The sequence below is a fragment of the Saccharomonospora saliphila YIM 90502 genome (genome assembly GCF_000383795.1).
Taxonomy (GTDB): Bacteria; Actinomycetota; Actinomycetes; order Mycobacteriales; family Pseudonocardiaceae; genus Saccharomonospora; species Saccharomonospora saliphila.
In genome coordinates, this window is record NZ_KB912619.1 from 81741 (window position 1) to 89288 (window position 7548).

Genomic DNA, 7548 nt, shown 5'->3' on the forward strand with positions numbered 1-7548 from the left:
CGGGCCGCCACGGCACCGGCTCCGTCCGGCCGGGCGGACACGCACGCAGGCGCGACGACGTCCGGGACGTGCGGGCTCAGCTCCGGTCCCGCCGTCGCGGAGTCGCGGGGATGAGGTAGGACTCCGGCTGGTCCGGCTCCTCCTCGGCTGCCGGGTCCGGGTTTCCGCCCGTGCCGGGTTCCTCGCCGGGAATCAGGTCGTCGCCGCCGAAGAACTCGTCCTCGCTCATCTCGGCGAGCTGCCGGGCACAGTCGGCGAAGACCTCCCGGTAGCCGGAACTGGCGGCGGCGTCGGCGAAGGTCAGGCTGCCGTCGCGGACCGCTCGGCCGATCTCGCGCAGCTCGGGACGGTCTGCCTCACCGAGGGCGGCCGCCATCGTCCGGAGCACATCGCTCTCGCTTCTCGGTGCGGGCACGGTTGTCACTGCTCCTCGTACTGTTCGAGAACGGGCGGAACGGCCTTGGCGTTCTCCAGCTTCTCGAACTCGCTGCTCAGGCTCGCGAGGTCGGAACTCGCCGCCTGGATCGTGGCCTGGAACTGGGAGACGCGGTCCACGATGTCATTGGCGTGTTTCATGAGCAACTCACCACCTTCCTTGAACGCTTTTCCCAGGGTTTTGATCAGCCCGATGCCCGTGGCCGCGTCGATGAGCGCGCGGATGAGGGGCTCCAGATCCCGGTAGGTCTGGTATGCGGCGTCGACCGCCTCCTCGTACTGGTCGGCGATCTTGCGCAGGGGCTCGGCCGTTCCCTGCTGGATCTGGTTGGCCGCGTTGTAGACGGCGACGTTGCAGGCGGCGTAGGCGTTTCCCGTCCACGCCTGTTCGAGCTGGTCCACATGGTCGCGGAGGTTGTCGGCGAGCACGTCGATGCCGTCGGCGAGGTTGCGGTAGGCCTTCGCGCATTCCGCGAACGCGTTCCAGTCCCCGGCGATCCGCTTGCCGATGGCCTCGAGCGGGTCCCAGTCGAAGAATTTGCAGACGGTTTGCACGAAAAAGGTGATGCTGAAGATGTCCAGTACTCCCGGAGCGTTCTCCGCCTGCCGCGGGATGTCGGAACTGCTCAGCTCGACCTCGGTGAAGTGGCTCTTGGGGTCCTCGCGAGCGAAGAACGGGTCGGCGCTCGTGCCCTCGGCGGGGTCGTCGGGGGCGACCTCACGCCGCTCGTCCATCATCGTGTCGTCGGCGGAGAAGAAATCTCGAGCGCCCGCAGCCGGTCGCGATTCTCCGCGTCCTCGTTCCGGTAGAGGGCGAACGTGTCGATCAGGTTGTCGGTCAGGGTCGTGCGAAGGTATTCGTAGAGATTGTCGAGTTGGTCGGTGGCGGCGGTGGTCACCTCCGCGTGCGAGCCCGAGAGCAGGTTGATGATTCCCTGTTCGGGAAACGAGAGGGCGGTGTAGCCGGACAGGTAGGTGCTTCCGGCCTGGGCGTCCTCGCTCAGCGTCTCCAGCGCGTCGAAGATCTTGCGCGCGTGCTCGTGATCGAACGTGAACATCTCGATCCCCATTCACGGTACGTGTCGCCTCGGTAACCCCGCGGCGTGGTCGTGCGTCGGTCCCTCTCCCCGTGTCCGTGTGCGGCCGGTGGGTGAGACGGCATCGCAGGACATCCGGTTCCGAGGTGGCCCGGCACCCCCACCACGCCGGGTACGGGCCCGCCGAGTCCCCGGCGCGGGGCATGCGACGATTCCCGCCCCCTCGGCCGTAGACTCGGACACATCAACCGAGCTGTAGGGAGAGTGCGTGCCGTCCGACGACCAGGAGTTTCCCCCGCAACTGTCGGAAGGGGACAACTTCATCGCCGGTCCGCTGCCGGACGACGAGTCCGAGGCCGAACCGTCGGTGGACGAGGCCGCGATCGCCGCGCAGGCCCTGCGGGACCTGGTGGCCGTCGAGGCGGAGCTGGACCGCCGGTGGCCCGAGACCAAGATCGAGCCCTCGCTGACGCGGATCTCCGCCCTGGTCAACCTGCTCGGCGACCCGCAGCGCACGTACCCGGTCCTGCACATCGCGGGCACCAACGGCAAGAGCTCGACCGCGCGGATGATCGAGGCGCTGTTGAGCAGGCTCGGCCTGCGTGTCGGCCGCTACACCAGCCCGCACCTGCAACTGGCCACCGAGCGCATCAGCATCGACGGCGCGCCGATCTCGCCCGAGACCTACGTCGCCACCTACCGTGACATCGCGCCGTTCGTGGGGATGGTGGACGGCGCCGTCGGGCCGGATGCTCCCGCGATGAGCAAGTTCGAGGTGCTCACGGGCATGGCCTTCGCCGCGTTCGCCGACGCCCCGGTGGAGGCGGCGGTGCTGGAAACCGGCATGGGCGGCCGGTGGGACGCCACCAACGTCGCCGACGCGCAGGTGGCCGTACTCACCCCGGTCGGCATCGACCACGCCGAGTACCTCGGGGACGACCGGGCGACGATCGCGGGGGAGAAGGCCGGGATCATCAAGCCGGACAGCGTCGCCGTGCTCGCCGAACAGGAACCCGACGCCGAGCGCGTGCTGCTGGAGCGCGCCGTCGAGGTCGACGCCGCCGTGGCCCGCGCGGGCAGCGAGTTCGGCGTCCTGGGCCGTGACATCGCCGTCGGCGGGCAGCTTCTGCGGTTGCAGGGACTCGGCGGTGTCTACGACGAGGTGTTCCTGCCGTTGCACGGGGCGCACCAGGCGGCCAACGCCGCGCTCGCGCTGGCCGCCGTCGAGGCGTTCTTCGGCGCGGGCAAGGACCGCCAGCTCGACCTCGATGCGGTGCGCGAGGCCTTCGCCGCGGTACACACACCGGGCAGGCTCGAACGCGTCCGCGCGGCCCCGGCCGTGCTGCTCGACGCCGCGCACAATCCGCACGGCGCGGCGGCGCTCGCGGCCACCATCGAGGAGGAGTTCGCGTTCCGCAGGCTGGCGGTGGTCGTCGGTGTGCTGCGGGACAAGGATGCCACCGGCGTGCTCTCCGCGCTCGAACCGGTGGCCTCCGACATCGTTGTCACCCAGAACGCCTCGCCCCGGGCCATGCCCGTCGACGAGCTGGCCGCGCTGGCGGTGTCGGTCTTCGGCGAGGCGCGGGTCACGGTCGAGCCCGACCTCGGCACCGCGATCGAGACCGGGATCGGCCTGGTGGAGCAGACCGACGATCCTGAGGAACCGATGTCCGGTGGGGGCGTGCTCGTGACCGGCTCGGTCGTCACGGTGGGCGAGGCCCGCACCCTGTTCGGCAAGGAGCCGGAGTGAGCGACGAGCACGACACCGCCGACGCGCGCGCTGAGACCTCGCCCGGAGAGCCGTCCGCGGCGCCGCCTCCGAAGGACCCGATGAAGAGTTTCCGAGGGGTGCAGGCCGGGACCCTGGTGCTCGAGGCGATCGTGGTCGCCCTCGCGTTGCCGGTCGTGGCCCAGCTCGGCGACGGGCTGACTAGCCTCCAGGGCTGGCTCGTCGGCGGTGTCGCGGTGGCCCTGCTCGTCTGTTGCGGACTGCTGCGGTTCCGCTGGTCGATCTGGGTCGTGCTCGCGTTGCACGCCGGTCTGCTCGCGTTCGTGGTGAGCCTGCCGTGGGTCGCCGTGATCGGCGTGATCTTCCTGGCGGTCTGGCTGTGGCTCATGTGGCTGCGCCGCGACGTCGCCCTCCGCATGGCCCAGGGCCGCCTCCCCAGCCAACAACCCTGACCCACCCCCACACCCCGCGAGTTGCCCCTTCCCGTCCGCGAGTTGCCCCTGGCGGCCCGTGAGTTGCCCTTGGCGGTCCGCGAGTTGCCCCTGGCGGGCGGTGGAGGAGTCTCGTTCGCGCCCCGACCGAGGGACGACGCGCGGGTGGCGGCGTGGGCAGGAATCCCCCGGCCGGACCGGGCCGATACGCTGCCCTCACCGACAGCAGTGATTCGGACAGCAGTAATTCGAAGGAGAACGACCTCGTGAGTGAGCGCACCCTGGTTCTGGTCAAGCCCGACGGCGTCAAGCGCGGCCTGGTCGGCGAGGTGATCGCGCGGATCGAGCGCAAGGGGCTGCGCCTGGTCGCGATGGACCTGCGTGACGTCGCCCGCCCGGTTGCCGAGGAGCACTACGCCGAGCACAAGGACAAGCCGTTCTACGGCGAGCTGCTCGACTTCATCACCTCGGGCCCGGTCGTGGCGATGGCCGTCGAGGGGCCCCGCGCCGTGACCGCGTTCCGGCAGCTCGCCGGTGGCACCGACCCGGTGGACAAGGCCACGCCCGGCACCCTTCGTGGCGACTACGCCCTGGAGACCCAGTTCAATCTCGTGCACGGTTCCGACTCGCCCGAGTCGGCCGAGCGCGAACTCAAGCTCTGGTTCCCCGAGCTCTGAGGAGAGCGCCGGTGCCGTGCGCGCGGCCGGTCCACGTCCGCGCGCACGGCCGCGCCCCGGCCGTGCGCCCGCCGAATCCGGTCGCGCCCTGTCGGTGGTCCGTGGCAGTGTCCGTCCTGTGGACAACGACGCGGTGACACCGGGCGCGGGCCGGGCGGAGGAGCCGCCGGACGACACGCCCCTGGTGGAGGCCAAGGCGCTGGTCAAGCGGTTCGGCTCCGTCGAAGCCGTGCGCGGGATCGACCTGCACGTGCGCCGGGGTGAGGCGTTCGGCTTCCTCGGCCCGAACGGCGCGGGCAAGTCCTCGGCCATGCGCATGATCGGGTGCGTCTCGCCGCGTTCGGACGGTGAGTTGCGGGTGCTCGGCGGTGACCCCGACAGGGAAGGCCCCCGTATCCGGGCGCGCCTCGGCGTCGTGCCCCAGCAGGACACCCTTGACACCGAGCTGACGGTGCGGCAGAACCTCCAGGTCTACGGGCGTTACTTCGGGCTCTCCCGCGCGTCGGTGCGCCGCCGCGCGGAGGAGCTGATGGAGTTCGCCCAGCTGTCCGACCGCGCCGACGACGAGGTCGATCCGCTCTCCGGCGGGATGAAGCGCAGGCTGACCATCGCCCGCTCCCTGGTCAACGACCCCGAGCTGCTGTTGCTCGACGAGCCGACCACCGGACTCGACCCCCAGGCCCGGCATCTGCTCTGGGACCGCCTGTTTCGCCTGAAGTCACGCGGGGTCACCCTCCTGCTCACGACGCATTACATGGACGAGGCCGAACAGCTCTGCGACCGGCTCGTGGTGATGGACGGCGGCCGGATCGTGGCCGAGGGCTCGCCGACCGAGCTGATCGCCCGGTACTCGACGCGCGAGGTGCTGGAGCTGCGGTTCGCCCGGTCCGAGCACACCTCCGTCAGCGAGTCCGTCGCCGACCTGGCCGAACGGGTCGAGGTGCTGCCGGACCGGCTGTTGCTCTACACCGCCGAGGGCGAGGCGGCGCTGGAGCAGGCGCACGCCCGCGGACTCCGCCCGGTGTCCAGCCTCGTGCGACGCAGCACGCTCGAGGACGTCTTCCTCCGCCTCACCGGACGGAGCCTGGTCGAGTGACCGGCCCGCGGAGCACGCGGGAGCGTGCGGACGACGGCACCGAGCGCGGCTCCCCGGCCCGGGTGGTGGGCTCCTGGCGCGCCGCCTGGCTGCGCGTCGAGGGCCACTGGACGTGGTACCGGCGGTACTGGACGTCCAACCTCTACTCCTCCGGGCTGCAACCGCTGCTGTTTCTGCTGGCGATGGGAATCGGGTTTGGCTCGCAGGTCGATCCGGGTGCCGCGACAGGAGGGGTGAGCTACCTGCACTACGTCGCCCCCGCGCTGCTCGTGGCGGGCGCGGTGCAGAACGCGGTGGGCGCGGCCACCTACCCCGTGCTGTCCGGGTTCAAGTGGCAGAAGGACTATCACGCGATCAGCGCCACGCCGGTGACGCCGGGCCAGGTGCTCGGCGGGGAACTGCTCTGGATCGGGCTCAGGGTCGTGCTCGCGGCCGTGGTGTACGCGCTGGTGGCGACGGCGTTCGGCGCGTGGCGGGACATGGGCGTGGTGCTCGTGGTGCCCGTCGCGGTGGCCACGGCCCTGGCCTGCGCGGCACCGGTGGCGGCGTTCGCGGCGACGACCTACGACGAGGGCGCCCGGTTCGCCGCCCTGTTCCGGTTCGCGCTGATGCCCATGGTGCTGTTCGCGGGCACCTTCTTCCCCGTCGAGCAGATTCCGCTCGCGCTGCGCTGGCTGGCGTGGATTTCGCCACTGTGGCACGGCAACGAGCTGGCCCGCGCGGTGGCGCTCGGCGGCGGCGCTCCGCTGCCCGCGCTCGGACACGCGGCCTACCTCGCGGCGCTGTTCACGATCGGCGGACTGCTGGCGCGGCACTACTTCTACCGGCGGCTGGTGGTGTGAGATGGCGATGTCCGAACTCGCCCCGGCACGCGGGCGCGGTCTGCTCGTGCGCGTCCTGCCACCGTCGCTGTACGCGGGCCGCGCCACGGCGCTGATCGAGCGCTCGGCGCTGGTGTACTCCCGCGTTTGGCTGGTGTTCCTCTCGGGCGTGGCCGAGCCGTTGTTCTACCTGCTGGCCTTCCAGGTCGGGTTCGGCGTGCTCGTCGGTGAGGTCGCCGGGCCGGGCGGGGCGATGCTGCCCTACGTCGAGTTCGTGGCCCCGGCGCTGCTGGCGGCCTCGGCGATGAACGGCGCGGTGTTCGACGCGACCTTCGGCGTGTTCTTCAAGATCCGGTACGACAAGACCTACGACGCCATGCTGGCCACGCCGATCGGGCCGGTGGACATCGCGCTCGGTGAGATCGGCTGGGCGGTGCTGCGAGGGCTGCTGTACGCGCTGTCGTTCTTCGGTGTGATGGCGGTGATGGGGCTGGTCAGCTCCCCGTGGGCGGTGCTGGTGGTGCCGGTCGCGGTGCTGGTGTCGTTCGCTTTCGCCGCCGTGGGGATGGCCTGCGCGACCTTCCTGCGCACGCCGTCGCAGTTCGACTTCGTGCAGCTCGCGGTCGTGCCGATGTTCCTGTTCTCCACCACGTTCTTCCCGCTGTCGGTCTATCCCGATGCGCTGCGCGTGGTGGTGCAGTGCCTGCCGCTCTACCACGGCGTCGAGCTGACCCGCGGGTTCGCGACCGGGGTGCTCGACCTCACCCTGCTCGGGCACGTGGCCTATCTGCTTCTCTTCGCCGCGCTCGGGTTGTGGGCGGCTTCGCGCAGGGTGGCTCGCCTTCTGCTGCGCTGACCGTTCGCGGGCCGTCGCCCGGCACCCTCACCGCACGCGCGAGACGGCGGCGAGCGCGTCGACGGTCCCGTGCCCGTAGAAGGCGTTGTAGCCCTGGTAGCCGGTGCAGTAGGCGTCCTGGTGTCCGTTGCCGTCGAGGTCGTAGTCGGTCGGACACGCGGTGGGGGAGGCGCTGTCGAGAAGCACCTCCCGCAGCCGGTCGGCGGCCTGGGCGCGGTCGTCCGACGGCTCCCGGTCGCGTGCGGCCACGAGGGCCGCCACGCCGCTCACGTGCGGCGCGGCCATCGAGGTGCCGCACCGGGTCGCGTAGCCGCCGGGGACGGTGGACAGCACGCAGCCGCCCCGGTCGCCACCGGGGGCGGCCAGGTCCACCACGCCGAGTCCGTAGGAGCTGTAGCCCGCCTTCTCGCCGGACCGGGCCGTGGCCGCCACGGAGACGACCTCCCGCAGGTCGGCGGGGAGGGCG

Annotated in this window: 10 protein-coding genes; 6 read left to right on the top strand and 4 right to left on the bottom strand. The window is 71.1% G+C overall.

Annotated elements, in window-relative coordinates; genetic code table 11:
* Positions 1–76 precede the first annotated feature (76 nt).
* Genes SACSA_RS0103050 through SACSA_RS0103060 form a run of 3 tightly spaced genes read right to left on the bottom strand, consistent with a single transcriptional unit; the run spans position 77 to position 1505 of the window.
* A complete protein-coding gene (locus tag SACSA_RS0103050; RefSeq protein ID WP_157596584.1) occupies positions 77–415 on the bottom strand; it encodes a hypothetical protein in 339 nt (112 codons plus the stop codon).
* 5 nt (positions 416–420) lie between these two features.
* The gene (locus tag SACSA_RS0103055) at positions 421–1170 is read right to left on the bottom strand and encodes a WXG100 family type VII secretion target (RefSeq protein ID WP_019813390.1); all 750 of its coding nucleotides are present in this window, start codon (positions 1168–1170) and stop codon (positions 421–423) included.
* Complete coding sequence (locus SACSA_RS0103060) at positions 1170–1505, bottom strand: hypothetical protein (RefSeq protein ID WP_019813392.1); 336 nt, start codon at positions 1503–1505, stop codon at positions 1170–1172. Before SACSA_RS0103060 ends, SACSA_RS0103055 begins: the two co-directional genes overlap by 1 nt.
* 235 nt (positions 1506–1740) lie before the next feature.
* Between SACSA_RS0103060 and folC the strand changes: the two genes are divergently transcribed.
* The 6 genes from folC to SACSA_RS0103090 all read left to right on the top strand — a co-directional run bounded on the left by folC (position 1741) and on the right by SACSA_RS0103090 (position 7082).
* Entirely contained in the window at positions 1741–3222 is a 1482-nt protein-coding gene (folC, locus tag SACSA_RS0103065) for a bifunctional tetrahydrofolate synthase/dihydrofolate synthase (RefSeq protein ID WP_019813394.1), read from the top strand.
* On the top strand, positions 3219–3653 hold the full coding sequence (locus SACSA_RS0103070; protein ID WP_019813395.1) for a DUF4233 domain-containing protein: 435 nt from the start codon (positions 3219–3221) through the stop codon (positions 3651–3653). The genes folC and SACSA_RS0103070 overlap by 4 nt, the downstream gene beginning before the upstream one ends.
* 245 nt (positions 3654–3898) lie before the next feature.
* The gene (gene ndk, locus SACSA_RS0103075) at positions 3899–4309 is read left to right on the top strand and encodes a nucleoside-diphosphate kinase (protein WP_019813396.1); all 411 of its coding nucleotides are present in this window, start codon (positions 3899–3901) and stop codon (positions 4307–4309) included.
* A gap of 133 nt (positions 4310–4442) precedes the next feature.
* Positions 4443–5405: an ABC transporter ATP-binding protein gene (locus SACSA_RS0103080; RefSeq protein ID WP_048876370.1), complete on the top strand. Its 963-nt coding sequence runs from the start codon at positions 4443–4445 to the stop codon at positions 5403–5405.
* Positions 5402–6247, top strand: a complete 846-nt coding sequence (locus tag SACSA_RS0103085; protein WP_019813398.1) for an ABC transporter permease — start codon at positions 5402–5404, stop codon at positions 6245–6247. The genes SACSA_RS0103080 and SACSA_RS0103085 overlap by 4 nt, the downstream gene beginning before the upstream one ends.
* Before the next feature lies 1 nt (position 6248).
* Positions 6249–7082 (top strand): ABC transporter permease, encoded by an 834-nt coding sequence (locus SACSA_RS0103090; protein WP_019813399.1) that lies wholly within the window; start codon positions 6249–6251, stop codon positions 7080–7082.
* A gap of 27 nt (positions 7083–7109) precedes the next feature.
* Here the strand turns inward: SACSA_RS0103090 and SACSA_RS21240 are convergent.
* Positions 7110–7548 (bottom strand): S8 family serine peptidase (locus SACSA_RS21240; RefSeq protein ID WP_048876362.1); only part of this gene is annotated, 439 nt, incomplete at its 5' end.